The sequence below is a fragment of the Arthrobacter sp. ISL-5 genome (genome assembly GCF_018613835.1).
Taxonomy (GTDB): Bacteria; Actinomycetota; Actinomycetes; order Actinomycetales; family Micrococcaceae; genus Arthrobacter.
In genome coordinates this window covers 104,938-127,366 of the sequence record NZ_JAGGPM010000017.1, presented here as the reverse complement: position 1 = coordinate 127,366, position 22,429 = coordinate 104,938, and the positions used below count along the sequence as shown (strand labels likewise).

Below are 22,429 nucleotides of genomic sequence, written 5' to 3'. Positions count from 1 at the left end.
GGCTTGCTAAACTGATAAGGATCGACCAGGAATCGATCCACACCACATTTTCAAACCGACCCGGACCTGGCGCGCCCGTTTCCGGTACGGCAGCGTGACCGATCCCCGCAGGAGACACAGCACTTACATGACAGCCCTGGCTACTGAATCTTTCCGTGAACAACTCCTGAGCCGCCGTTACGAACCCAATGTCGCCGCTGTTAATGAATTGTGCGACTCACTGCAGAGCACCAAGCCGGGCACCCAGGTGCCGTATGTCGACCCCATGCACGACGTCGACGAATGCCGCATCATCAGCCTCTACTCCAACATCGGCACTGCCTCGCCGTCGGGCTTCATCACTCCGGGCGACGACGACGCCGCCACCCGCATGCTCGGCGTGCAGTGGAAGCTCGGGCTCCGGCCGGAGTACATCATGCCCTGGAACGTGCACCCGTGGCACACCCCCGGCGAACCGAACGGCAAGTTCACGCCTGACCAGATCTCCGCCGGACTCAAGCCGCTGCTGAAGTTCCTGGCCCTGGTGCCGCGCGCCTCGGTCATCGTGGCCCACGGCACCGAGGCCAACCGGCTGGCCGGCCTGCTGCTCAAGACCGAGGTCCCGCTGCTGTGGCGCCGCGGCCTGAAGACTTACAAGGTCCGCTCGCTCAGCGGCCGCGCCTTCGCCGGCACCCCGGCGCGGCAGCAGCAGTACCTCGACGAAATGCACGTTGTGTACCTGGACGCCATGGCCCGCACGGGCCTGGCGAAGGCCGCCAGCTAGTCCCCACCTGCCCCCTAACCTCGCAAGCTCGGTCAGGGAACCCGGCAGTCGTGGGCCCACCACAAATAACGACGTCGGCCCCTCACCTTTTTGGTGAGGGGCCGACGTCGTTATGTGGTGCGGTTACTTGGCTTCGATGGCCGCTTTGGCGGAGGGATCGGAGTCATTGAGGAACTTCTCAATCCGCTCCGGTTCCTCGGCCTCATTGATGGCCGCCGAGGCACGTCCCAGTGAGTAGAGCGCACGTAGGAAACCGCGGTTAGGCTCGTGCTCCCACGGGATGGGCCCGACGCCCCGCCAGCCGTTGCGGCGGAGCGAGTCCAGGCCGCGGTGGTAGCCCACGCGGGCGTAGGCGTAGGAGTCGATGGTGCGTCCGTCCGCCCAGGCTTCCTCGGCCAGCACAGCCCACAGCAGTGAGGATGTGGGGTGCTTCTCCACCAGGTCCAGGGCTTCCTGGCCCGCGTCCAGCTGCGCGTAGACCTCGGTCTCGGCAGGCAGGAGCGTCGGCTCGGGACCCATCAGGTTCCTGCGGAACTCGTCGGACATGCTTAGAAGGTCTTTCCGGCGGAGCCGAGCTGCTTGGTGGCTTCAACAACGCGGGCGGCCAGGCCGGCCTCGGCGGAAGCGCCCCAGACGCGGGGGTCGTAGGTCTTCTTGTTGCCCACTTCGCCGTCGACCTTCAGCACGCCGTCATAGTTCTTGAACATGTGATCGGCCACGGGACGCGTGTAGGCGTACTGGGTGTCGGTGTCGATGTTCATCTTGATGGTGCCGTAGGACACCGCGTCGGCGATCTCCTGGTCCGAGGAGCCCGAGCCGCCGTGGAACACGAGGTCGAACGGGTTCTCCTTGCCGATCTTCGCGCCCACCTGGGCCTGGATGTCCTTCAGGATCTCCGGGCGCAGCTTCACACCGCCCGGCTTGTACACACCGTGCACGTTGCCGAAGGTCAGCGCGGTGATGTAGCGGCCGTTCTCGCCGGCGCCCAGCGCGTCGATGGTCGCCAGCGCGTCCTCCACCGTGGTGTAGAGCTTCTCGTTGATCTCGTGCTCCACGCCGTCTTCCTCGCCACCGACCGTGCCGATCTCGACCTCGAGGATGATCTTCGCCGCGGCGGTGCGCGCCAGCAGCTCACGGGCGATGCGCAGGTTCTCCTGCAGCGTCTCGGCGGAACCGTCCCACATGTGGGAGTTGAAGAGCGGGTTGCGGCCGGCCTTGACCTCGGCCTCGGACGCCGCCAGCAGCGGCAGGACAAAGCCGTCCAGCTTGTCCTTGGGGCAGTGGTCCGTGTGCAGCGCGATGTTCACGCCGTAGTTCTTGGCCACCTCGCGGGCGAACGCGGCGAAGCCCAGCGAACCGGCAACCATGTCCTTCGTGGAGGCGCCGGACCAGTACGCGGCACCGCCGGTGGAAACCTGGACGATGCCGTCGGACTCGGCCTCGGCGAAACCGCGCAGCGCGGCATTCAGGGTCTGGGAAGACGTGACGTTGACCGCCGGGAATGCGAAGCCGCCCGCCTTTGCGCGGTCGATCATCTCGGAGTAGATCTCTGGGGTTGCAATGGGCATGCTGACTCCTAAAGTGAATTTCGTCTGCGGGTTGTGTGGACCCTGGAGTGAACCTCGTCGGCTACGAACCATCCTAGCCAGTTCTGCGCCGTGGCAGTGTTTCGGGTCACGCGGCCGGGTAACACTTTGTTCCGGTCCGGTTGTTCCGGCCCGGCGGACGGATATCCGCTACACGTGCTGGCCGAAGACGTGGCGGCGCACCCACGCGTGCATGGCAATCGCCGCTGCAGAGCCTGCGTTGATGGAACGCGTGGAACCGAACTGTTCGATCGACAACGTGGCCTCCGCAGCTTCATGCACCTCCGGGGTCAGGCCCGGGCCTTCCTGGCCGAAGACAAGAACGCATTTCCGTGGCAGTTCATACGTTTCCAGCGGCACCGAGTCCGGGAAGATGTCGATTCCGATGATCGCCAGCCCCTCCCCCTGCGCCCACGCGACGAAATCGTCCACGGTGGGGTGGTAGCGGACGTGCTGGTAGCGGTCGGTGACCATTGCCCCGCGGCGGTTCCACCGGCGTCGTCCGATGATGTGCACCTCTTTGGCGAGGAACGCATTGGCGGTTCGCACCACGGTGCCGATGTTGAGGTCGTGCTGCCAGTTTTCGATGGCGATGTGGAATTCGTGGCGTTTGGAATCGAGGTCCGTCACGATCGCGTCGTGCTTCCAGTAGCGGTATTTGTCCACCACGTTGCGCCGGTCGCCGTCCGACAGGAGGTCCGGGTCCCAATGCTCGCCCTGCGGCCACTCGCCTTCCCAGGGCCCGACGCCGACCTCCGGCTTTGGCTCGGGCGTTTCCTCCGCGGCTCGTTGGGGTTCTGCTGGGGTCCCGGGCGTTTGAGTCACCCCTCAACACTAGACTGGGCTCCGGAAGCAACCATCACCGGCGGAGGTAAATCGTGGCAGAAGCGGATCAGGTAAAGGGAAACGCTGCGGTGTATCGCAGCGGCCAGGAAATCGAGTGCTGGCTGACCGATATGGACGGTGTCCTGGTGCACGAAAACCAGCCCGTCCCGGGGGCGGCGGAACTGATCCAGCGCTGGGTGGACACGTCCAAGCGGTTCCTGGTGCTGACCAACAACTCCATCTTTACGCCGCGTGACCTCGCAGCCCGGCTGCGCGCCTCCGGACTGGAGATCCCGGAAGAGAACATCTGGACCTCGGCCCTGGCCACTGCGCAGTTCCTGAAGGACCAGGTGCAGGGCTCCGATTCCGGCAACCGCGCGTACACCATCGGCGAAGCAGGACTCACGACGGCGCTGCACGAGGCCGGCTTCATCCTCACCGACCAGAATCCCGACTTTGTGGTGCTGGGTGAGACGCGCACCTATTCCTTCGAGGCGATCACCATGGCGATCCGGCTGATCCTCGCGGGGGCGCGTTTCATTGCCACCAACCCCGACGCCACCGGCCCCTCCAAGGAGGGCCCCATGCCCGCCACCGGCGCCATCGCCGCCCTGATCTCCAAGGCGACCGGCCGCGAACCGTACATCGTGGGCAAGCCGAATCCCATGATGTTCCGCTCCGCCATGAACCAGATCGATGCCCACTCCGAAACCACCGCCATGATCGGCGACCGCATGGACACGGACATCATCGCGGGCATGGAAGCGGGGCTGCACACCGTGCTGGTGCTCACCGGCATCACGCAGCGGGAGGACATCGCGGCGTACCCGTTCCGCCCCAACCAGGTGCTGAACTCGGTGGCGGACCTCAAGAGCCAGATCTGACGCGGTCCGGCTAGAACGGCGTCATTTTCCGTCCGCCGGACGGCATCGGGAAGATCTCGTCCTGCAGTGCCGCGAGGATGGGCCGGTAGACGAACGGGTTCCAGCCCGGGCTGGCGTGGGCGGGCAGCGCTCCCTCGGTCTGACGGTCGGAAGACACCATGTTGCCGGCGAACGTCCGGGCCCAGGATTGGTGGGCGGTCTGGTAATTGACGGTCTGGTCCCGGGGGTTTCCGATGTAGGCCATCCGGGCATCGCCGATCCGGCCCGCGAACCGGGTGGCGTCGAAGTGGTAGATGTAGGCGGATTCGGACTGGATCAGCACGCTGGACGGGGCAATCGGGGAAAGCTGCTCCAGCGTCTGGTCCACGATCTGCCGCCAGGTCCGCTCGTCCTTGTGCACCACACGCTCGCCGAGCTCGTAGCCCCCGCGCAGCACGGACGGGATCCGGAACCCGCTTTCGTACAGGAACACCACACCGTCGAACCAGCTCTGGTCAAGGACGTCGAACTTGCTGTAGGGGCTGGAGTCGAGCACGATCAGCGCCACCTCGGCGCCGTGGAGTTCGAGCAGCCGGGCCGCCACCTGCGTCGCGACCATGCCGCCGAAGCTGTGCCCGTAGAAGTAGAGCTTGGTGAGGTTGTTGGCCCGGACGTGCTCGATCACGGCGATGACCAGCTGGTCGATGTCCAGGCCGAGGTTGGAGTAGCCCACGGCCGCCAGCTGACCGCGTTGCCGCAGCGTTCCGCGCAGGGAGTTGAGGATCCACTGCGCTTCTTCCCAGCTGGTCTTGTAGCCCGGGAACAGGATCCAGCTGGCGTTCGGGAAGTAGGTCTGCGCAAAGTCGTCCTCCACGACCAGGATCTTCTGGACCTGGCGCTCCTCCTGGACCCGCTGGGTCAGCAGCATGTCCGCGGCCAGCACGGACGAAGCCCCTGCCCCGGCGAGGAATGTCCGCCTTGAGAAGCGCTTCAGCTCCGCGGCATGCCGGAGCAGCCGGGCTGCATCTGCCCCCGGCCGTTCCCCCTGACCCGTCTGACCTGCGGCTCCTTCGTATGGCACTGAACTACCCTAGGCACACTTCAAACCCTAGGCACAGTTCAGATCACTGGACCGCAGGTTTGAGGCCGGCCCGGCCGGTCAGCTGCTTGGGGCGCGATCCTCTGCGGACTCGGCCAGTTCCCGGCGGGCGATCTCCTCGCCGATTGCGTCGTACCGTGCCAGCAGTTCTTGTCCGGAATGCCCGGCCGGATCGTCCAGCAGCCCGAAGACCGAGTCGCTCGCGGCCAGCAGCTCGTCAGAGGAATAGTCGGACAGCGGGCGGATCCCGGCGGCCTCCAGCGCCTGCGACAGCTCTGACGGGTTCGTCAGCGCCGTGAAGTCGGGGCGGGATTCCGCCACGGCGTGGTCGCGGGTGGACAGGACCTCAAGCAACACGCCTGGCGCGGCCGCAGGTGAAACCTGCCGTGTGCCGGCGTCGAGGACATTGAGGTCGATGCGAAGGCCGGCCAAGGCGGATGACTCCACGAAAGCGGCGCGGGAAAGATCCACGGTGATGTGCGAGGAGATGCCCATCCGGCGGACGCGCTGGATTTCGTGCATCAGTTCCGGGCGGGACGCCCGGGTGAGGCTCCCCCGGACATCGATCCGAGCGGTGCCGGCGTCGTCGTCGATCTTAATGAGGGGATTTAGCTGGTTGTCCATAGGTACTCCAAAAGGGGTGTCTATGGCCGACGGCTCAACCTCGGACAGCCTATCCCGGGCGGGCCGGCCGCACAAGCAGCGGGCACCCGGGCTAGCCCGCCTGAACCTTCCCGGGCTCCTCGAAGTGGGTGCGGGCCTCCGCACCGCCCACCGAATTCACCAGCGACGCCGCGATGTCGCGGAGTTTCACGTTGCTATGGCTGGAGGCATCGGTGAGGATCCGGACGGCCGCCTCCTGGCTGCACCGGTTCTGCGCCATGACGATGCCGACGGCGATGTCGATGACGGTCCGCGATTCCAGCGTGGCACGGAGATTCGTTGCGCTGTCTGTGTGCAGCGAAAACCTGACCGCCAGGCGCAGGGCCTGGGAGATCTCCCGGGTGTACCCGCGGGCGCGGGCCGCGGAAATCTCATTGAACTTGTACGGCACGTCAGAGTAGAGGTTGAGCGCGGCCTTCGCGTCCCCCTGCAGGTCAAACGGAAGCGACAGCACCGACCGCAGCCCGTGCGAAGCTACCGCGTTAGCGTAATCAGGGCCCCAGCGGTCTTCTTCGAAGAGATCCGGAACGTGGACTTCCCGTTCCTCCTCCGCGGCGGTCAGGCACGGCCCCCGGGACAGCGAATACTGGATTTCGTCGACTTCGCGGGCGGAGTCGCTGCTCCAGCCGATCGTCGCCGCCTTGCGGTCCCGCAGCAGCGTGATTCCGCAGAGGGCGTCGTCACCGTCGCCCGCCACCTGGTGCGCCGAGTACCGCGCAAGCTCATTGAGGAAGTCTTCAAAGTCGGCGCTCTCCAGAATGAGGTTCTGGATTTGCTCAACACTGCTCAGGGCTTGATCCGACGGGCGCATGGCGGGTACTCCAAGTGAAGGGGCTGTTCCGGGGTACGGAAAGACTAGGCCACCCGGGGTGTGCCGTCCACTAGGGCAGGCTGTCAGCTCAGGCCGAGTTCGTCCTTGCCGAAGGCGAACAGGTAGGGCACGCCTGTTTCGGCTTCGATCTTTTCCTTGGCTCCGGTGTCGCGGTCGACGATCACGGCAACGGCAACCACGTTGCCGCCGGCCTTCCTGACGCCCTCGACGGCGGTCAGCGCCGAGCCGCCGGTGGTGGACGTATCTTCCAGGACCAGCACCTTGCGCCCTTCTACGGATGGCCCTTCGACCTGCCGGCCCATGCCGTAGGACTTCTGGGCCTTCCGGACCACGAACGCGTCCACGGTTCGGCCGGCGTCGGTGGCTGCGTGCATGACCGCCGTGCCCACCGGGTCAGCCCCCATCGTGAGGCCGCCTGCGCACTCAAAGTCGACACCGGCGTCGTCAATCAGTGACAGCATGACCTGGCCCACCAGCTTGGAAGCCTCATGGTGAAGGGTGATGCGGCGCAGGTCGATGTAGTAGTCGGCCTCGGCTCCGCTGGACAGGATGACCTTGCCGCGGACCACGGCGAGCTCCTTGATGAGTTCCAGCAGGCGGGCACGGGCAGCAGTGTCGGAGACAGAGTCCGGAGTGGCAGTCATGGGTTCAAGTTTAGTGCGTGGCGGATTTGTGACGGACACGCTATGCCACTGCCCGCGGTTCCTGCCGCCGGGCAAACCCGGGAGCGTGCTCGGGCCGGGGCCCGAAGGCGATGAGGCGCGGCATGACCTTCCGGACCGCCGGAACCCGCCGGGCGATAAACGGCAGCAGCGCCGGCGGCCCGGCCCTCCTGCCCGTGAACAACGGAACGAACACCACCCGGTGCATGATCCGCTGGACAGTCTGAATGACCACCGTGGGCATCTGCCGGCGACGCTGCACGGCTTCGAGCTCTTTGCGGGTCACCTGGCCCCGGAGGAGGGCTGGGGCAAGCCGCGCCGCTGCGGCAACAGCGTCCTGGATGGCGAGGTTGATGCCCACGCCCCCGGCCGGCGACATCGCATGGGCCGCGTCCCCGATGCAGAGCAGCCCGTCCACGTACCAGCGCCGCAGCCGGTCGAGCCGCACGTCGAGCCAGTGGAGGTCATCCACTGACCGAATGGCGTCCAGGCGGTCCGCCAGGTCGGGTCTCAGGGCGCCGACACGTTCCCGGAACCGTTCCACGCCCTCGCTGCGGATGCGGGCGTCCGAGCCCTTTGGCCCGAGGTAGCCCATTTGGTAGTAGTCGTCGCGGAACAGCGCGATCATGGCCTCGTGGCCCTTGAACGAGGGAACAATCCCGGCCACTTCACCCTGCTCCGAGGCATACCGCGGAAGCTTGAACCACCAGGTGTCGAACGGTACGGGGAATTCCTTGGGCTTAAGGCCGGCGGCCTGGCGCAGCACGGAATGCCGGCCGTCCGTGGCCACCACCAGGTCCGCCCGGATCGCGCCCTCGGTTCCGGTCTTGGTCCGGTAGCGGACGCCGGTGACCCGGCCGCCGTCGAACATCAGCGACGTCGCGGTGTGTTCCATCCGCAGCGTGAACGTCGGCTCCTCCGCGGCGGCACGGGCCAGGAAATTCAGGAAGTCCCACTGGGGCATCATGGCGATGTAGTTGTACGGCGGCCGCAGGGATGCGAAATCACCAAGTGTCACCAGTCCGACGCCCGGGACGGGGAACGCGACGTTGCGCAGGCGGCTCTGCGGAAGCTCGCGGAATGCGCCGCCCAGGCCGAGCTCGTCGATGAGGCGGATGGTTGACGCGTGCACGGTGTCGCCGCGGAAGTCCCGGAGGAAGTCGCCGTGCTTTTCGAGGACCGTGACCTCCACGCCGGCCCGCGCCAGCAGGAGACTCAGCATCATGCCCGCCGGTCCGCCGCCGACCACCACGCAACCCGTTCTCTCCATGAGGCAACGCTACGCCTGTCCGTGCGGCGGGGCACTGGCAGATTGCACCGCGCTGCGGAAACGGACGGGCGCTACGGGGATTCCCGTAGCGCCCGTCCGAATTCGAGTCGCCGGGCCGGAACCGTAGCGAATTCGTGGATGGTGCGGCCTATGCCGCCCGCGGCTTGCCGGCGCTCCGGCCAGCCGAAACGGAACGAAGGCGGGCCAGGCCCTCCAGCGCGTCGCTCACCACGTCAGCAACCGGTGCGGCGATATCGACGACGACGCCAGGTTCGTCGGCGCCGAGCGGCTCCAGCGTGGCGAGCTGGGATTCCAGCAGGGCCGCCGGCATGAAGTGGCCGCTTCGGCCCTCCAGCCGGGAGCCCAGGACCTCTTTGCTGCCGTGCAGGTGCAGGAAAACCGTGTCCGGCGCCTGGGCCCGGATGGCGTCCCGGTAACTGCGGCGCAGGGCCGAGCAGGCGAGAACCAGCCCGTCCGGACCGGCGGAGGCCAGTTCGCCGCCCACGATGCCCAGCCAGGGCCAGCGGTCCTCGTCGGTCAGCGGCGTACCGGCGGCCATCTTGGTGACGTTTTCCACGGGGTGCAGGGAATCCCCGTCGAGGAACCTCAGGCCCAGTCCGTGGGCTACGAGGTCACCGATGGTGGTCTTGCCGCAGCCGGAAACGCCCATGACAACCACCTGGGGCCGGGCGGATCCTTCGGTGCCGCCAAGTGCTGCCGGTGCTGCCGGCGCTGCGGGTGCGTCGTGGCCCGTCACCTGTTGTGGTTCACCAGTCATGGACGGTGCCGTCGACGAGGCGGTTATAGGGCAGGTAGGCCTGCTGGTAGGGGTAGGCCGCGGCGGCTTCCTCGTTGAATTCGACGCCGATGCCCGGCTTATCCCCCGGGTGCAGGTACCCGTCGGTGAACGTCATGGACTGCTCGAACACCTCGTTGGTCTTGTCGGAGTGCTGCATGTATTCTTGGATGCCGTAGTTATGGATCGCCAGGCCCACGTGCAGCTGCGCGGCGAACCCCACCGGGGAGATATCCGTGGGGCCGTGGAAGCCGGACTTGATCTGGTACTGCGCGGCGAAATCCATCACCTTCTTCAGCGGCGAGATCCCGCCGAAGTGCGTCGAGGCGGCCCGGACGTAATCGATCAGCTGTTCCTTGATGATCGTCTGATAGTCATACACGGTGTTGAAGATTTCACCGATGGCCAGCGGGGTGGTGGTGTGCTGGCGGACCAGGCGCAGCGCCTCCTGGTTTTCGGCCGGGGTGCAGTCCTCCAGCCAGAACAGGTCATACGGCTCCAGCGCCTTGCCCAGCTTCGCCGCCTGGATCGGGGTCATCCGGTGGTGCCCGTCGTGCAGCAGCGGCAGCTCCGGGCCGAACTCGTTCCGCACCGCCTCGAACACCGTGGGCAGGTGCCGCAGATAGGCCCGGGTGTCCCAGTCCTCCTCCACCGGGAACGCCCCGCGCCCGGCCGGCTCGTAGTCATACCGCTCCCCCGAGGCCTGCGCCTGCGCGGCCACCCCGTACACCGCCTTGATCCCCGGCACCGCCGTCTGGATGCGGACCGACTTGTAGCCGAGCTCCAGGTGCTCCCGGACCGAATCAAACAACGACGGAATATCCGCACCCGAGGCGTGCCCGTACGCCCGCAAACCGTTCCGCGACGCACCCCCAAGCAACTGATACACCGGCATCCCGGCCAACTTGCCCTTGATATCCCACAACGCCATGTCCACCGCCGCGATCGCGGCCATCGTCACCGGACCCCGCCGCCAATACGAAGACCGGTACAGGAACTGCCAGGTATCCTCGATCCGGTGCGGATCCTTCCCGATCAGCAGCTGCGCAACATGCTCCTTCAAATACGCCGCCACCGCCAACTCACGCCCGTTCAACGTTGCATCCCCGATCCCGGTCACCCCGTCCTCGGTGGTGATCCGCAACGTCACGAAATTACGAGAGGGGCTCGTCACGAACACTTCCGCGGCAATGATTTTCACAACAGGTCCTTTCGGAGGGACTGGTTCAGGGGTTCAGTGGGTTGGGCGCCGTGTGCGGCTTTGAGGCCTGAAAAGCTAGGCAGGGACAGCCGGCTCCGTGAGCGTTCCGCAGAGGCTTTCAATGAGCGAGACCACGGCAGCGTCCTCCCCCAGTCCGGGGCCAAGCAGCCCCAGGAGCGTGGCGATCCGCCGGGTGCCCGGGAGAGTGCTCGCCGCCTGCACGTCTGCAGCCAGCGGGTCGGCAAGTTTGTCGCCCGCGCCCGGAAAGTCCAGCCGTGTGTAGTCCATCCAGGCCGCGATCATGCGCGCAGCCGCCGCGCCGGTGCGCCCCGCGGCCCGTTCCGCACGCAGCACGGGCACGGCCCGCAGCCGCAGTTTGGTGCTCCCGTCCATGGCGATCTGGGCCAGGTTGTGCGCTATGCGGGCATTGCCGAAACGTGCCAGCAGCGCGGCCCGGTAGTCCCCGATCCTCAAGTCGGCGCCCGTCAAATGGGCCGCCGCCTCATCCCAAAACGCCTCCACGGCCTCCCGGCAGCCCGGATCGGCCAGCGCCTGCGCAACCGTCGTGTGGCCGCGCAATTGACCGGCATAGGCCAAGAGCGAGTGGGCTCCGTTGAGAAGCCAGAGCTTTCGGTTTTCGAACGGCTCAATGTCATCCACGAAGGTGGCTCCGGCATCCTCCCAGCGTGGCCTGCCCGCAGGGAAAGCCCCGCTGAGCACCCAGTCACGGAAGGGCTCGGTGACCACGGGCGACTCGTCGCGGTAGCCGCAGGCGGACGCGACGGCGACAAGGTCGGCGTCGGTGGTCCGGGGCGTGATCCGGTCCACGGACGTACTCACGAAGCTGATGTTGGCCCGGATCCAGGCCGCCAGTTCGGCGTCGAAAGCCTCCGCCATTCCCAGCACCGCCTGCCGGGCGACCTTCCCGTTGTGGGCAAGATTGTCGCAACAAACCACCGCGAGCGGCCCGGCACCGGATCCGCGGCGGGCTGCCAGGGCGAGTACCAGCCGGCCGAGCGGCGTTGCCGGAAAACGCCCCGTCGCCGATCCCGCCGCGAGTAGCCTGAGGTCCGCCGCGATCGCCGGCGCGGTGGAATCCAGATGGCCGTCCGACCCGAGCCCGTAGGCAGCTTCAGTGACGGTCAGCGTCACGACGGCGGTCCGTCGCGCGGCGATCAGCTCAGCCAGCCGGCCGACGTCGCCGCCGTCCGCAGCCTCGACAATGCTGGTGATCACCTCGAAGCTGTCTCCGCCGTCGGCGCGTTCCACCAGCGTGTACAGGCCGTCCTGCTCCGACAATCCCGCCGCGGCGTCCGGGCGCCTGCCGGTGAATGACGCGATGCCCCACTCGGAGGAGTCGCCCGCGTGCTGGGTGTACCAGGCCTGATGAGAGCGGTGGAAGGCGCCCAGCCCGAGGTGCACGATGCGGATCGGGGCCGCCTCCGCGGGCTTGACGGAGCGGGTGAGCCGCGGGAGTTCCGGACGCCGCGTGTCCTTGGACGAACCGGCATACATTTGGGCACTCATAGTTTGAAGACCCGCCGCGGCGAACCGTCAACGACGTCGACGATCAGTTCATGCGCGCGAGCTTCGCTGATGCGGTGCTCGGCGACGAGGCGCGCAAGGAAGGACGCTTCGATCCGGCGGGAGGCGTCATGCCTGGCCGGGATGGAGCAGAACGCCCGCGTGTCGTCGATGAATCCGGAGGACCGGTAGAAGCCAGCGGTTTCGGTGACCGCCGAGCGGAACCGGAGCATGGCGTCGGGGGCGTCCAGGAACCACCACGGTGCGCCGAGGTAGACCGCCGGGTAGAAGCCTGCCAGGGGCGCGAGCTCCCGGGAAAACACAGTCTCATCAAGAGTGAACAGCACCAGATGGAAGTCCTTCGCGGTGCCGAAGTCCTGCAGCAGGGGGCGGATCGCCTCCGTGTAGTTGGTGGCGACGGGTATGTCGTGGCCGGTATCGGCGCCGAAGGCCTTGAAGGTGGGCTCGTGGTGGTTGCGGAAGGATCCGGGGTGGATGGTCATGACGAGCCCGTCCTCCACCGACATCCGCGCCATCTGGTACATCATGTGGGCTTCGAACGCGTCGCGGTCCGCCGGCGTGGCCTGGCCGGCGCGGGCGAGATCGAACAGCCGTGCCGCCCCGGCCGCATCAAGTTTGAGTGTTGCCGGGGTCCTGACGCCATGGTCCGCGGACACGGCACCGTGCTCCACGAAGTGGCGGCGCCGGTTTTCGAGGGCCGTGATGTAGCCGGCATAGCCGTCCGTTCCGTCACCGGCTTCAGCAATCAGGCGCTCGACGTTGCCGGCCCAGGCAGGATGGGCAATGTCGAGGTAGGCGTCGGGGCGGAACGTGGGCAGGACGCGGCCGTGGAACGTGGGATCCGCAGTGATCGCCGTGTGGCTTGCCAGCGAGTCAAGGGGATCATCGGTGGTTGCGAGCACTTCGATATTGAAGTCCTTAAACAGTTCCCGCGGCCGGAAGCCGGGCTCGGCAAGCCGTGCAGCGATGGCGTCATAGCTGGCGTCGGCGGCTTCGGCACTCAGCTCGGCATCCACACCGAAAACACTCACGAGCTGGGTCCGCAGCCAGTATCCGGAGGCTGTTCCTTCAAACAGCGGCCAAGCCCTGCAGAACGCCCGCCAGACGTCGCGCGGCCCCGTATTGCCGCCCGCACGCAGTTGCTCGAACGGCACGCCGGACGCATGAATCAGCCGGGTGACGTAGTGGTCGGGACTCACGAGGAGCGCTGCAGGATCCGGGAAGGGGGTGTTCTGCTCGATGACGGCGGCGTCAACGTGCCCGTGCGGGGAGAGGATGGGGAGGTCCTGGACCCGGCCCAGCAGCGAGCGCGCGATGCTGCGCGTTCCCGGGTCGGCGGGCAGGAGCCTGTCTGGGTTGACGGCGATCGACTGTGACATGGATCAATAATCGGCGTTCCGGCAACTTTTTGTCAACCGGTTGCCAAAACTTGCCATCGCATTGCCAGAGTCAGTGCCGTTGCGGGGACGATAGTTCCCAACTAGGTAGCAGTAGGTGTCGTTATGGGGCTCCATAACGACACCTACTGCTACCTAGTTGGGCAGGGTGTGGGCTCAGCCGGTGCTGGAGGCCAGCAGGCGCCCGCTTGAGCCCCGCGCCACGAGGGTGGTCCGCAGCTCCAGCGGCCGGGCCGACGGCGCGGGTTTGCCGGTTGCGGCTGCCGTGTCCGGCAGCGCTGCCAGCAGCAGTTCCAGTGCGGCGGCACCGCATTCGCGCAGGGGCGAGGCGATGGTGGAGAGCTGCGGCGTGGTGAAGTCCGAGCCGAAGATGTTGTCGAATCCGATAATGCTGAATTCGTCCGGAACCTTGACCGACGCCGCCTGGAGCTCCCGCATCAGGCCGATGGCCAGCAGGTCGTTGTAGCAGAGGGCCGAGGTTGCCCCGGAGCCGATCACCTCGCGGGCGGCGCGGCGTCCGCCGTCGAGCGTGGGCGAAGCCGCCGGCAGCAGCACGGAGACCAGATGGGACCACTCGCAGGCCGCCCGGAAGCTCTCCCAGCGCCGCGCGGCCATCCACGACTGCTTCGGTCCGCCAACGAAGGCCAGCTTGCGGTGGCCGTTCGCGGCGAGGTGCCGGACGGCCTCGCCGATGCCGGGATCGACGTCGGGCACGACTGATCCGATGCCTTCGACGCTGCGGTTGATGACCACCACCGGCTTGCCTTCGGCGAGTTCGCGGATCCGGGAATCGGGCATGCGCGGGCTGGCCAGGATGACCCCATCGGTCGCGGGGAGCATCCGCCGGGCGACTGTCAGTTCGGTGTCCGCGGATTCGGCCGACTCCGCCAGGACCATGGTGAAGCCGCTCAGGGAGGCCGCGGCCTCCGCTCCGCGGATGATGTCGAAGTAGATGGGGTTGGTGATGTCCGAGACGATGAGGCCGAACGTGTTGGTCCGGCCGGTTGGAAGCGCCCTGGCGAAGGGATTCACGCTGTAGTTCAACTCCGCTGCGGCATCCTCGACAAGCTTCTGGGTCTTGGCGCTGACGCGGCCCGGCTTGCCGAGGGCCCGGGAAACCGTTGACGGATTGACGCCGGCCAGTTTGGCGATGTCATAGATGGTGGCCTTGCTGCCGGCCGTTTTGGAAGTCTTCGCCATGGTGAGGAGGCCCGTTCCGTGCTGCGGTGCTGTCTGACGTGCCGATCCTACGCCAAGGCAGCCGGTTGCCGGATTCAGCCGGGCGCGACGCGGGATTTCCCGGGCGCATACCCGCTGCCACCGGCAACCGGCTGACGCACTGCACAGTTCCGTTGAGCCGGCCTCTAGGCGGCAGCTCCCGTGCCGACCGGAATTCCGGCCAGCTCGGCGGCCCGGCGCAGGTAGTGCAGGTTGCCGGCGGTGCGGCCGGCCAGCGGGACTTCGGTGGAGAAATCCTCGACGGTGGCCCAGCCGTCGTAACCTGCATCTGCCAGGGCCCGGAAGTAGCCCAGGACGCTGCCCTGCCCCTCGGCCAGCGGGGCCCACTCGCTCTGCCACACGGCACCGCCTGCCTCGTCGCGGCCGGAGCTGCGGACCCAGCGGGCATTTTTCACGTGAACGTGGGCAAGGTAGGGGCCCAGGAGCTGCAGTGCCGGGAGCGGAGACTCCCAGCCCTCAATGAGCAGGTTCCCAAGGTCGTGGATGACGCCCACGTGCTGTGGGTCCAGCCCGTCAAGAAGCCGGCGTGCGGACGACGCCGAGGCCGTGACAGTCCCGTGGTGGAGCTCCACGAGAGCCTTCACCCCATGGTGTGCCGCCCGCGACGCGACCCATTCATAGTGTTCCCGGGTCTCGGCGAACAGCTCAGGGTACGGCCGTCCGCTGGCTTCCTGTCCGCCCTTGGTCGAATTCCCCAGCGGCAGGACGTTGACCCGGACCTGCCGCGCACCCAAGGCGGCCGTGGCCGCAAGCATGCGTTCGACGTCGTCGTGGTTGTCGCAGGGGGCGTAGCCTCCCAGCCCCGAGAATTCCAGGCCGGCGTCCGCGGTGATCCGGGCGATCTCCGGAAGGAGATCTTCCAGCCCCGTCATGGGCCAGGTGGCGCGGTTGCCTGCCCAGAAGCCAGGCTCGGCGGCTTCCGGCTGGTCCGTGACCCGCCATTCGATGCCGTCCCAGCCCTGGGCGGACAACTGTGCGGCGGCCTCCGCGGGAGACCACTCCGGGGTGGAGGCAGTGAACACCGAGAACTTCATGCCGGAACCTCCTCGAGGTGGCCGCTGCCGGTCCGCACCTCGGTGTCGTTGTACTTTCCGTCCAGGACGTCGGCTATCCGCACGGGCTGCCCGAGCGTTGACGAGAGGTAAAGGGCCCGCACCGTCGCCAGCGCCGTGACGGCGTCCCGGATGGTGACGCCAGCGGGGCGACCCTGCCTGATTGCCTCCACGATGTCGCGGTACTGCCTGACGTGGCCGGCCGGGTACACGGTCGGGTCCAGGGCCTCCACCCGCTCCTCGGGGTATTTGGCAAGTTCGTCGGCCGCCTGGTTGCCGCCGCCGAGCAGGCCCATGCTGCTTTCCGCATTGTCCGCGGCGTCCGCGGCGTGGAAGTACTCGAGGTGGTCGTTGTCGACCACGGCGGACCCCTTAGTGCCCATCACCTGCAGCCGCACCGTCAGGCCCGGATAGGCGGCCGTAGTGGCGTGCAGCACGGCGAGCGCGCCCGATTCAAAGGTCACTGTTGCCACCGCGGTGTCCTCGACTTCAAGGCCGTCGTGCGCCAGAAGTGCGGTCTTGGCGCTGATCTCAACGGGGCGGCCGAGGAACCACAGGAGCAGGTCAACGGTGTGGACGCCCTGGTTCATGACGGCACCGCCGCCGTCCATGGCCCAGGTACCGCGCCAGGCACCGGAGTCGTAATAGCCCTGGCTCCGCCACCAGCTGACAGAGGCGATGGCGGAGGTCAGCCGTCCGAACCGGCCGGCCCGCCGGGCCTTGTCGACGGCCCTGCTTGCGGGATCGAAGCGGTGCTGGCTGATCACGCTCGCCACGAGGCCCTTGGCTTCCGCTTCCGCGGCCGCGGCCAGGATCTCGTTCGCACGGTCCAGGCTGACGTCCAGCGGTTTCTCTATCACCACGTGCTTGCCGGCCTCGAGGACTTCCAGTGCCTGCTCGATGTGGAGCCCGCTCGGCGTGGCGATGATCACCAGATCCACCGCCGAACCGGCTAGGGCACCGGCGAGCGTGCGGAACGTCGCAGGCCGCGGCGTCCCGTCTTCCTCGACCCAGGCCGCCAGGGCCTCAGACGCCTCGGCGACTTCATCGATGAGGGCTGTGACCAGCAGTTCCGGCAACTCCCGCACGGCTGCAGCGTGCGTCCGGCCGATGACGCCGCAGCCGGCGATCGCCACGCGAAGCTGCGTTGGGGAAACTTGGGTATTCGTGCTCATGTCGTCCTTGCTCACTTGGCTCCAACTCCTGCTTCGTTCAGCACCTTGGCAAACGCCCGGGCAGCGATGCCGAAGGCAGTCGGTCCGGAGAATCCGCCCAGGCCGTGGGCTCCGGCGAGGTGCGGTTCAAGGCTCGCGTAGCCGGTGTAGCCGTCCGCCTTAAGCGCCTCGACCGTGCGCAGCAGGTCGCCGTCGCCCTCCCCCGCGGGCACCACGGAGGAATCCTCGAAGCGCGCGTCCTTCACCTGAAGATACTCAAGGTGCGGGCGTAGCTTGGCGTATGCCTCGTCGAAAGGCTTCACGCCGACCTGGACAAAGTTGGCTGCGTCCCAGGCCACCTTAAGTGCCGGCGACCCGACCGTTTCGATGATGTCCAGGACGCGTTCCGGGATATCGCCGAAGATGTCCTTCTCGTTCTCGTGCAGCAGGATCACGCCGCTCTCTTCGGCGACGGCGGCCAGGGCGCGCATGCGCTCCATGACGTCGTCCCGGATGCTTTCAACGGCCACGTCCCCGCCGTAGTAGAAAGAAAAGATGCGGATGTAGCGGGCATCCAGGACCCTGGCCGCGTTGGCCGCGCGCCGGAGCCGCTCCACCTCGTGCGCCACGGGCAATGACACGTCAACCTTGCCGATCGGGGACGCGATCGCCGAGACCGACATGCCCGCAGCGTCGAGCAACGCTTTGAGGCGGTCCAGTTGATCGCCGTCGAGATCCACGATGTTGGTGCCCCACGCGCTGCGGACTTCAATGTGGTTGGCCCCCAGGGCCTGCAGCACCGCGATCTGAATCACGGGGTCGTCGTCGATCTCGTCTCCGAAGCCTGAAAGCGTCCACTCAACAGTTTTCGATCCGGTCATGCTATTTGACTCCTCCGGCGGTGAGTCCGCCTACTAGGTATCGCTGGAAAATGAGGTAAAGGATGACCACCGGGGCCGCGCACACGAGCGAGGCCGCCATCATCTGGCCATACAACGGGATCGCGCCGCCTTCCTGCGAGGCACCGAAGACCTGGAGCGCGACGGCGGCTGTCTGGCTTTCCGGCCGGGTCATCACCGAGGCGAACAGGACGTCGTTCCACCCCAGGAGGAAGGCGAAGATTCCGGACACCACGATCCCGGGCCAGCTGAGCGGAAGGATGATCCGAACGAGCACCCCGACGTTGCTGGCCCCGTCGATCCGGGCCGCTTCCTCCAGCTCCCGCGGAAGGCCGCGCAGGTAGGTGACCATGACCCACGTGGAGAACGGCATCGCAAAGGTCAGGTAGGTGATGAACAGGCCCCACTGCGTCCCGATCACCTGAACGCCCAGGTAACTTGCCGATGACGAGAACAGGACGAACACCGGCAGCACCATGAGGGTTCCCGGTACGGACTGCAGAGCCAGCAGCCCGCGCAATGCGGTCAGCCGTCCGCGGAACTGGTAGCGGACCAGCACGTAGGCCGTGGCGATCGAGAGGGCGGCCGAGACAACGGCTGTCATTCCCGCCACGACGACGCTGTTCGCCAGGCCCGTGGCGAGGCCGACGCTGGACCAGATCTTGCCGTAGTTCTCCAGCGAGAAGGTGGACGGCAGGAATTCGCCGTTGGCGACGCCGATGTCCGAGTTCACGGAGGCCAGGAAGATGTAGGCCACCGGAATCAGGACGAGGGCGCAGAGGAACACCAGGATGCCCGCCAGCAGGGGGCCGGGCAGCAGCCTGGTCACCTCGTGCTGGCGCTTGGAACCGGGACGGAATGACTGGGCCGCGCTGGTCCTTTCGGCTGTGGCGGTAGCTGTCACTTCTTGCCTCCGGGGGTCTCGGCGTCGTCGAGTTTCACGGCGCGCAGGTAGATGAACAACGGGATCGCAATCAGCACCAGCGACACGAACGCCATTGCCGCGCTGAGCCCGAAGCGGAAACTTTGGAAACTCGTAACGTACGTCAGGATCGGGAGGACCTCGACGTCGGCCGGTGCGGGAACGCCGAACAGGACGAACGGCAGCGTGAAGTTGTTGATGTGGTGCAGCATGCCGATCAGGAACGCCAGCGCCAGCGGTCCTTTCAGGTACGGGAAGACGACGTAGCGGAGCTTGTTCCACCACAGTGCGCCGTCCAGGGCCGAGGCCTCGTGGACCTCATGGTCCACGGACTGCAGACCGGAGAGGGCCAGCAGGTAGATGAACGGCCACGAGGCCCAGATCTGGACAAGGACCAGCGTCCAGAATGTCTGCGGGCCGTTGAGCCACAGCCCGGCGTCGATTCCGACCGAGCCCAGGGCCGAATCGATGACCCCGTCCGGCTGGAACATGGTCCGCCAGACCGTAGCCACCACGAAGGACGGCAGCACGTACGGCACCAGGAAGATAGAGCGGACCACCGCCCGGCCCCTGAAGGCGTTCTGCGTTGCGACGGCGGCGGCAATGCCCAACGGCAGGGTGACCACCATGGCGATCAGGGAGTAGCTCACGCTGAGCCAGACCGAATGAAGCAGCGGTGAGGCGGTCAGCGCCTCCACGAAGTTCTCCACCCCGATGAACGGTGCACTGACCCACTTGCGCAGCGTGTATTGGTCCAGGCTCAACGCGGACATGAAAATGCCGAGCAGCAGCGGCACCACAATGATGACGAGCATCAGCAGGCCGCCGGGAATCAGCATCCACAGCGGGCGGTTCCGCTCGCTGAGCCCCTTGCGCCGGGCCGGCTTGCGCTGCGGCCTGGCCGGGCCGTCGTGCCCCGGTGTTGCGCCGGCGCCGTGCCCCGAGGGCAGGTCAGCCCCGGCCGTTTGCGGTAACGCTGCAGGCGGCCGCGGCGCGGTCCTCAGGTCCTTGAAGGAATCGGTGGTCATTGGAATTCCTGCCTAGGACTTCGCGGCCCGGTCGAGGGATGCTTGCCCTTTGGTCTGTGCGTCCTCGATGCGGTTCAGGAGTCCGGATTCGTCAACGGAACCGTTCGAGAGGTCCGGAACCGACTGGACGGTGACGTTGAGCAGGGCCAGCTGAATGTCGCCCCACGCCCCCGTGAACGGAGTGGCCTTCGATTTGCCCGCGGCATCCACCACCGGCTTCAGCTTGGGATCGGTCAGGGACTTCAGGGCCTCGGCATTTGCGGGCAGGTCACCGAAGATCTTCTGGTAGTTCAGCTGCTCTTCCTTGGAGGTGATGAGCTTGATGTAAGCGAAGGCGAGGTCCTTCTGCTTTGAGTAGTCCGCCACCACCACGTTGTCGCCGGAAAGGATGCTGGCGGCCTTATCGCCGTCGCCCTTCGGGGCAGCCTCTCCGGGAGCCGTCGTCGGCATGGTGGCGTAGGCGTACTTCCCTGCCACGGCCGACTTTTCAAGGGTCGGGACGGAGCTTGACGTGGTCATCATGAGGTAACCGGACTTGCCGGCGGCAAAGGCGGCCACGGCGTTGCTGTTGCTCCAACCGACGGCGCTGGGATCCACAACCTTGTCCTTCGTGAGCCAGCCGAAGTACGTTTCGTACGCCTTCTTCACGGACGGGTCGTCAAGCTTCAGGGTCTTGCCGTCCACCAGCGGATTGCCGGCCTGGACTGACATGGCCCAGATGAACTTCCAGGGATCGAAGTTGTCCTTGTACCCGGTGGCCAGGCCATAGGTCCCGGTTGCCGGGTTGGTGAGCTTCTTCGCCTGCTGGGCCAGTTCGTCCCACGTGGTGGCGGGCTTCTCGATTCCGGCGGCTGCCAGCAGTTCTTTGTTGTAGGCCATGACGAACGGACGGCTGACGAACGGAATGCCCGCCTGGTGCTCCGCGTCGGGGCCGGAAATGCCGAGGGCGGCGGGGTTGAACCTGTCCTTGCCGCCCACCTTCTTCCAGTCGTCGTCAGACAGGGTCACGAAAGCCTGGGTGGCATAGGCGGTGGGCGTAAACGTAGTGCCGAGGCTGTAGACGTCAGGCCCCTGCCCCGATACGACGGAGGTTTGAATGCGGGTCAGTTCGTCATTGGCCGAGGCGAACGTCTCGAATTCAATGTCAGCGCCTGTCTGCGCCTTGAACTTAGCCCCGATATCGCTGAACCATTCCTTCTGCTGGGCCGAGTAGTGGGCGTTGACGCCCACCAGCACACTCAGCTTCTTGCCCTTGCCGTCAACGGCTCCCCCCGAGTCGCTTCCGCCGCCTCCGCAGGCAGTCAATGCCACGGCTGCCGCTGTCATAACGGCCGCCAACCTGGCTGACGATGCAAACTTCATTGTTTCCTCCTCGGATACCCCGCAGGCTACGGTCGTGTGCTGCGTCACATGGGCTTCGGCGTCGAGTCTATGGCGGTGAAAACTGGTCGGCAAGCGATTGCCAAAAATTGCCAACGATGCTCCAATGGTCTGACACGCAGGACCGCCGCGAGCTGCAGAGGGTCTGCACCCCCAAATCAGGAAGGCTGGGCCAATGGCAGGTGTGGAACTCCCGTCCCCGGACAGGACACCGACTATCCGTGATGTGGCTGAGTTGGCGGGAGTTGCCACGTCCACGGTCTCCAGGGCGCTGTCCAATCCGGACAGGGTCAACCGGGTGACGCGCGAGCGGATCCAGCAGGTCGCGGCCCAGCTGAACTACGTGCCGAGTTCGCAGGCGCGGGGCCTGAGTTCCGGCCGGACGCAGGCCATTGCCGTTCTGGTCCCGGACGTCACCAACCCGTTCTATTTCGACATCATCCGGGGCACCCAGCACCAGCTGAAGGCAGCGGGGTACACGCAGCTGCTCGTGGACACGGAGGAATCGGCAGAGATGGAGGAAGAAGCCCTGCACAAAATGCGGCGCTCAGCCGACGGCTTCATCCTGGCGGCCTCCCGCCTCACGGATGCCCAGCTGGCGGAGTCCGCGGCCGCGCACCCCATGGTGACCATCAACCGGGCCTCCGCGAATGCCCCCACGGTGGTCATTGACACGCCGTCGGCCATTGTTCAGTCGCTTGAGCACCTGGCCTCGCTGGGGCATTCGAAGATTTGCTTCGTGGGCGGACCGGCGAGCTCGTGGTCGAATGCCAAGCGCTGGAAGGCCTTCGAGGACGAAACCCGGGAACGCGGCATGACCACCTTCCGGGTGGGTCCGTTTGCCCCGAAGACCACCTCCGGGGCCGCGGCCGCCGACGCCGCTGCCCACACGGGCGCCACGGCATGCATAGTCTTCAACGACCTCCTGGCCATCGGCATGCTTCAGCGGTTGCGGGAGCGGGGCGTTCGCGTGCCGGAGGACATGAGCATCGTCGGGTGCGATGACATCTTCGGTGCCGACTTCTGCAACCCTCCGCTCACCACCATCGCCTCCCCCATCGAGCAGGCCGGACGTGTGGCCGTCTCCATGCTGCTGGCCCAACTCAATCCGCTGCAGGGCGGCCCCAGCAGGCGCCTTGCCGTCATGCCCACCCACCTCACCATCCGCGGCTCCACCGGGCCGGCGCGCGTTCCCTAGCTGATGCGCGACGCATTCCGCCCGGCGCGGCAACGCAGTTGAGTGTTCCCGACCA

The 22,429-nt window shown here is 66.5% G+C and carries 22 protein-coding genes; 3 read left to right on the top strand and 19 right to left on the bottom strand.

The genetic code is table 11. The features are described 5' to 3' along the window. Positions 1 to 127 precede the first annotated feature (127 nt). A complete protein-coding gene (locus J7I89_RS09495; protein ID WP_214969402.1) occupies positions 128 to 763 on the top strand; it encodes a uracil-DNA glycosylase in 636 nt (211 codons plus the stop codon). A 123-nt stretch (positions 764 to 886) separates the two neighbouring features. On the opposite strand, the gene J7I89_RS09490 is transcribed toward J7I89_RS09495, so the two are convergent. From J7I89_RS09490 to J7I89_RS09480, 3 genes are all read right to left on the bottom strand, one after another. Then, complete coding sequence (locus tag J7I89_RS09490; RefSeq protein ID WP_214969400.1) at positions 887 to 1,309, bottom strand: DUF3151 domain-containing protein; 423 nt, start codon at positions 1,307 to 1,309, stop codon at positions 887 to 889. 2 nt (positions 1,310 to 1,311) lie between these two features. After that, positions 1,312 to 2,331 carry a class II fructose-bisphosphate aldolase gene (gene fbaA / locus J7I89_RS09485; protein WP_214969398.1) on the bottom strand — a complete coding sequence of 340 codons (1,020 nt, stop codon included), beginning with the start codon at positions 2,329 to 2,331 and terminating at the stop codon, positions 1,312 to 1,314. 168 nt (positions 2,332 to 2,499) lie between these two features. Next, positions 2,500 to 3,174 (bottom strand): RNA methyltransferase, encoded by a 675-nt coding sequence (locus J7I89_RS09480; protein WP_214969396.1) that lies wholly within the window; start codon positions 3,172 to 3,174, stop codon positions 2,500 to 2,502. A 53-nt stretch (positions 3,175 to 3,227) separates the two neighbouring features. Here J7I89_RS09480 and J7I89_RS09475 point away from each other — a divergent pair, with 53 nt between their 5' ends. Continuing rightward, a complete protein-coding gene (locus J7I89_RS09475) occupies positions 3,228 to 4,058 on the top strand; it encodes an HAD-IIA family hydrolase (protein ID WP_214969394.1) in 831 nt (276 codons plus the stop codon). Between the two features lie 10 nt (positions 4,059 to 4,068). On the opposite strand, the gene J7I89_RS09470 is transcribed toward J7I89_RS09475, so the two are convergent. The 16 genes from J7I89_RS09470 to J7I89_RS09395 all read right to left on the bottom strand — a co-directional run bounded on the left by J7I89_RS09470 (position 4,069) and on the right by J7I89_RS09395 (position 21,158). After that, positions 4,069 to 5,118 carry a thioesterase domain-containing protein gene (locus tag J7I89_RS09470; RefSeq protein ID WP_214969392.1) on the bottom strand — a complete coding sequence of 350 codons (1,050 nt, stop codon included), beginning with the start codon at positions 5,116 to 5,118 and terminating at the stop codon, positions 4,069 to 4,071. Positions 5,119 to 5,196: 78 nt separating this feature from the next. After that, positions 5,197 to 5,760, bottom strand: a complete 564-nt coding sequence (locus J7I89_RS09465; protein WP_214969390.1) for a hypothetical protein — start codon at positions 5,758 to 5,760, stop codon at positions 5,197 to 5,199. A 91-nt stretch (positions 5,761 to 5,851) separates the two neighbouring features. Continuing rightward, entirely contained in the window at positions 5,852 to 6,610 is a 759-nt protein-coding gene (locus J7I89_RS09460; RefSeq protein WP_214969388.1) for a GAF and ANTAR domain-containing protein, read from the bottom strand. A gap of 83 nt (positions 6,611 to 6,693) precedes the next feature. Beyond that, positions 6,694 to 7,275, bottom strand: coding sequence for an orotate phosphoribosyltransferase (gene pyrE, locus J7I89_RS09455; RefSeq protein ID WP_214969386.1), 582 nt, complete (start codon positions 7,273 to 7,275; stop codon positions 6,694 to 6,696). A 40-nt stretch (positions 7,276 to 7,315) separates the two neighbouring features. After that, positions 7,316 to 8,563, bottom strand: coding sequence for an FAD-dependent oxidoreductase (locus tag J7I89_RS09450; RefSeq protein WP_214969384.1), 1,248 nt, complete (start codon positions 8,561 to 8,563; stop codon positions 7,316 to 7,318). A gap of 148 nt (positions 8,564 to 8,711) precedes the next feature. Next, complete coding sequence (locus J7I89_RS09445; protein ID WP_214969383.1) at positions 8,712 to 9,341, bottom strand: gluconokinase; 630 nt, start codon at positions 9,339 to 9,341, stop codon at positions 8,712 to 8,714. Beyond that, complete coding sequence (gene manD / locus J7I89_RS09440; RefSeq protein WP_214969381.1) at positions 9,331 to 10,560, bottom strand: D-mannonate dehydratase ManD; 1,230 nt, start codon at positions 10,558 to 10,560, stop codon at positions 9,331 to 9,333. The genes J7I89_RS09445 and manD overlap by 11 nt, the downstream gene beginning before the upstream one ends. Before the next feature lie 75 nt (positions 10,561 to 10,635). Then, positions 10,636 to 12,087: a mannitol dehydrogenase family protein gene (locus J7I89_RS09435; protein ID WP_251045104.1), complete on the bottom strand. Its 1,452-nt coding sequence runs from the start codon at positions 12,085 to 12,087 to the stop codon at positions 10,636 to 10,638. After that, positions 12,084 to 13,484, bottom strand: coding sequence for a glucuronate isomerase (uxaC, locus tag J7I89_RS09430; RefSeq protein ID WP_214969379.1), 1,401 nt, complete (start codon positions 13,482 to 13,484; stop codon positions 12,084 to 12,086). The genes J7I89_RS09435 and uxaC overlap by 4 nt, the downstream gene beginning before the upstream one ends. A gap of 174 nt (positions 13,485 to 13,658) precedes the next feature. After that, a complete protein-coding gene (locus tag J7I89_RS09425) occupies positions 13,659 to 14,702 on the bottom strand; it encodes a LacI family DNA-binding transcriptional regulator (RefSeq protein WP_214969377.1) in 1,044 nt (347 codons plus the stop codon). Positions 14,703 to 14,866: 164 nt separating this feature from the next. Further along, positions 14,867 to 15,775, bottom strand: a complete 909-nt coding sequence (locus J7I89_RS09420; protein ID WP_214969375.1) for a sugar phosphate isomerase/epimerase — start codon at positions 15,773 to 15,775, stop codon at positions 14,867 to 14,869. Beyond that, positions 15,772 to 16,968, bottom strand: a complete 1,197-nt coding sequence (locus tag J7I89_RS09415; protein WP_214969598.1) for a Gfo/Idh/MocA family protein — start codon at positions 16,966 to 16,968, stop codon at positions 15,772 to 15,774. The genes J7I89_RS09420 and J7I89_RS09415 overlap by 4 nt, the downstream gene beginning before the upstream one ends. Positions 16,969 to 16,979: 11 nt before the next feature. Next, on the bottom strand, positions 16,980 to 17,828 hold the full coding sequence (locus J7I89_RS09410) for a sugar phosphate isomerase/epimerase (RefSeq protein ID WP_214969373.1): 849 nt from the start codon (positions 17,826 to 17,828) through the stop codon (positions 16,980 to 16,982). A 1-nt stretch (position 17,829) separates the two neighbouring features. Continuing rightward, positions 17,830 to 18,750, bottom strand: coding sequence for a carbohydrate ABC transporter permease (locus tag J7I89_RS09405; protein WP_214969371.1), 921 nt, complete (start codon positions 18,748 to 18,750; stop codon positions 17,830 to 17,832). Beyond that, on the bottom strand, positions 18,747 to 19,796 hold the full coding sequence (locus J7I89_RS09400) for an ABC transporter permease subunit (RefSeq protein WP_214969369.1): 1,050 nt from the start codon (positions 19,794 to 19,796) through the stop codon (positions 18,747 to 18,749). The genes J7I89_RS09405 and J7I89_RS09400 overlap by 4 nt, the downstream gene beginning before the upstream one ends. Positions 19,797 to 19,808: 12 nt before the next feature. Further along, positions 19,809 to 21,158, bottom strand: a complete 1,350-nt coding sequence (locus J7I89_RS09395) for an ABC transporter substrate-binding protein (RefSeq protein ID WP_214969367.1) — start codon at positions 21,156 to 21,158, stop codon at positions 19,809 to 19,811. Between the two features lie 193 nt (positions 21,159 to 21,351). Here J7I89_RS09395 and J7I89_RS09390 point away from each other — a divergent pair, with 193 nt between their 5' ends. After that, positions 21,352 to 22,374: a LacI family DNA-binding transcriptional regulator gene (locus tag J7I89_RS09390; RefSeq protein WP_214969365.1), complete on the top strand. Its 1,023-nt coding sequence runs from the start codon at positions 21,352 to 21,354 to the stop codon at positions 22,372 to 22,374. Positions 22,375 to 22,429: the final 55 nt, after the last annotated feature.

Coding starts and splice junctions, on each gene's coding strand:
- J7I89_RS09495 (WP_214969402.1), top strand. CDS start 128: ATGACAGCCCTGGCTACTGAATCTTTCCGTGAACAACTCCTGAGCCGC.
- J7I89_RS09490 (WP_214969400.1), bottom strand. CDS start 1,309: ATGTCCGACGAGTTCCGCAGGAACCTGATGGGTCCCGAGCCGACGCTC.
- fbaA (WP_214969398.1), bottom strand. CDS start 2,331: ATGCCCATTGCAACCCCAGAGATCTACTCCGAGATGATCGACCGCGCA.
- J7I89_RS09465 (WP_214969390.1), bottom strand. CDS start 5,760: ATGGACAACCAGCTAAATCCCCTCATTAAGATCGACGACGACGCCGGC.
- J7I89_RS09460 (WP_214969388.1), bottom strand. CDS start 6,610: ATGCGCCCGTCGGATCAAGCCCTGAGCAGTGTTGAGCAAATCCAGAAC.
- pyrE (WP_214969386.1), bottom strand. CDS start 7,275: ATGACTGCCACTCCGGACTCTGTCTCCGACACTGCTGCCCGTGCCCGC.
- J7I89_RS09450 (WP_214969384.1), bottom strand. CDS start 8,563: ATGGAGAGAACGGGTTGCGTGGTGGTCGGCGGCGGACCGGCGGGCATG.
- J7I89_RS09445 (WP_214969383.1), bottom strand. CDS start 9,341: ATGACTGGTGAACCACAACAGGTGACGGGCCACGACGCACCCGCAGCG.
- J7I89_RS09435 (WP_251045104.1), bottom strand. CDS start 12,087: ATGAGTGCCCAAATGTATGCCGGTTCGTCCAAGGACACGCGGCGTCCG.
- uxaC (WP_214969379.1), bottom strand. CDS start 13,484: ATGTCACAGTCGATCGCCGTCAACCCAGACAGGCTCCTGCCCGCCGAC.
- J7I89_RS09425 (WP_214969377.1), bottom strand. CDS start 14,702: ATGGCGAAGACTTCCAAAACGGCCGGCAGCAAGGCCACCATCTATGAC.
- J7I89_RS09420 (WP_214969375.1), bottom strand. CDS start 15,775: ATGAAGTTCTCGGTGTTCACTGCCTCCACCCCGGAGTGGTCTCCCGCG.
- J7I89_RS09415 (WP_214969598.1), bottom strand. CDS start 16,968: ATGAGCACGAATACCCAAGTTTCCCCAACGCAGCTTCGCGTGGCGATC.
- J7I89_RS09410 (WP_214969373.1), bottom strand. CDS start 17,828: ATGACCGGATCGAAAACTGTTGAGTGGACGCTTTCAGGCTTCGGAGAC.
- J7I89_RS09400 (WP_214969369.1), bottom strand. CDS start 19,796: ATGACCACCGATTCCTTCAAGGACCTGAGGACCGCGCCGCGGCCGCCT.
- J7I89_RS09395 (WP_214969367.1), bottom strand. CDS start 21,158: ATGAAGTTTGCATCGTCAGCCAGGTTGGCGGCCGTTATGACAGCGGCA.
- J7I89_RS09390 (WP_214969365.1), top strand. CDS start 21,352: ATGGCAGGTGTGGAACTCCCGTCCCCGGACAGGACACCGACTATCCGT.